A 1,892-nucleotide genomic window follows, 5' to 3' on the forward strand; every position below is an offset into this window, starting at 1 on the left:
CAGGCAGCACCGGCTGGATCAACTCCCACAACTCGTCCGGGATCTCGTCGGTACGCAACATTCGTCCAGCGTCGCCCACCAACCCGCCAATCTTTAGCAGACACGCTCTAGTTCGTCCAGGGAGGAGCCGGCCAGGTCGGTGACAGCGTCCACCAGCCGGTCCATGCCCTCGTCGAGGGATAGGTCGCGACGTTCGATGAGACCGTCGGTGTAGAGGATGAGACCGTCGGTGTAGAGAAGGACCGTCGCGCCCCGATCCAGGCTGATCACCTGCTCACGGCGTTGCGTCGCCGGGTCCACCCCCAGCAGCAGGTCCCCGCGCAGTCGCCCAACAGGGCGATGGTGCCGCCGGGGGTTAGGACCAGCGGCGGCGGATGGCCGGCGTTGGCCCACACCATCCGGGTCACCCCCCGCTGGACCTCTTCGGCGGTCTGCTCGAAGCGGGTGACGGCCGCGGTGGCCAGGGGTGGGGACCATCAACGACTCCATCGCGGCGTCCAGGCCGCGCAGCACCTCGGCCGGCCCGGCGTCGCTGTATGCGGCGATGCCGCGCAGCAGGCTGCGCAACTGCCCCATGGTCGCGGCGGCGGCGGTGTCGTGCCCGGCGACGTCACCGATGACCAGCATGGTGCTACCGCTAGGCTGGATCAACGCGTCGTACCAGTCGCCACCGACCCGGGCGGCCCGGACGGCCGGTAGGTAGCGCACGACGATCTCGGCGTGGTCGGGCTCGGGCGGGTCGGTGAGCAAACTGCGCTGCAGGCCCTCGGCCAGCTGCGCCTGGGCGGTGAACAGGCGGGCGTTGTCCAGGGCGGTGCCGGCGCGTGCGGCCACGTCCGCGGCGGCGCGCAGCTCTTGTTGGGTCCACAGCGGATGGCCGGCGTCCCGGTAGAGGCTCAGCAGGCCGATGGTGCGCCCACCGGACAGCAGTGGCACGGCCGTTACCCCGCCCGGTGTCAGCTAGCTCATCTGCTGTCGGGCGCCCGGGGTGGTCACCAGACCGGCTACCAGCTCGTCGACAGCGTCCAGGCGGCCTTTCCCGGCGGTGACCAGGCGGCGGGAGGCCAGCGCCCGGTGGGCGGGGGAGTCGGTGGCGAGTGCGGGAACCCGGTTGCGGGCGTAGTGCTCGGCGGCGGGCTGGCGGGCGGGGTCGCCGTGCGCGACGGCCAGGTCCTGGAGTTGCCCGGTGGCCGCGTCCACCGTGCTGACGATGCACCAGTCGGCCAGGCGCGGGATCACCAGGCGAGCCAGCCGCCGAACCGCTTCTTCCATGTCCAAGTGGGCGCTGAGTGCGACCGAGATCTCGGTGAGCAGGTCCAGCAGGGCCGGCGCCTCCTGCGCGGTGGTCGGCTGCGTACCCGGGTGCGGCCGCCTGCCCGCGGTGATATCGGCGAAGGTGACGTCCAGCCCGTCGGCGACGGGGCGGACGTCCATCCGGTACCAGGCGTCGTGGTCGGGGTGGTACTGCTCGAAGGTCACCGGCTCACGAATAGCCAGGGCATGGCGATAGGCGTGTTCCAGTTCGGTGCCGACGGTGGGTGGGAAGACCTCCCACTGGGTGCGTCCCAGCAGTTGCTCGCGCGGGATCTGCAACAGCTGTTCGGCGGCGGCGTTGGCGTAGACGAACCGGAAAGTCTCATCGAAGCAGACCAGAGCAGTGTCCAGGTGACCAACCCAGCCAAGAGCGCGACCACTGTCCCCGGTGTCGGAAGGTGCGCTCACCTGATCTACACCGCTCCCTCCTCCGGGGTGGCCGCGTGTCCCGCGCCCACCCTCGCTGTCAACGAGGCAAGACTTGCTAGAGCGTGTCTGCCAAAGATTGGCGGGTTGGTGGGCGACGCTGGACGAATGTTGCGTACCGACGAGATCCCGGACGAGTTGTGGGAGTTGAT

General features: G+C 69.9%; 2 protein-coding genes. Both read right to left on the bottom strand.

Annotation, left to right across the window (positions count from 1 at the left end):
* Window positions 1–93 precede the first annotated feature (93 nt).
* On the bottom strand, window positions 94–936 hold the full coding sequence (locus BLW04_RS25370) for a SpoIIE family protein phosphatase (protein WP_091548414.1): 843 nt from the start codon (window positions 934–936) through the stop codon (window positions 94–96).
* 24 nt (window positions 937–960) lie between these two features.
* On the bottom strand, window positions 961–1,722 hold the full coding sequence (locus tag BLW04_RS25375) for a PAS domain-containing protein (RefSeq protein ID WP_091548416.1): 762 nt from the start codon (window positions 1,720–1,722) through the stop codon (window positions 961–963).
* Window positions 1,723–1,892 lie beyond the last annotated feature (170 nt).

The sequence above is a fragment of the Modestobacter sp. DSM 44400 genome (genome assembly GCF_900107175.1).
GTDB lineage: Bacteria > Actinomycetota > Actinomycetes > Mycobacteriales > Geodermatophilaceae > Modestobacter.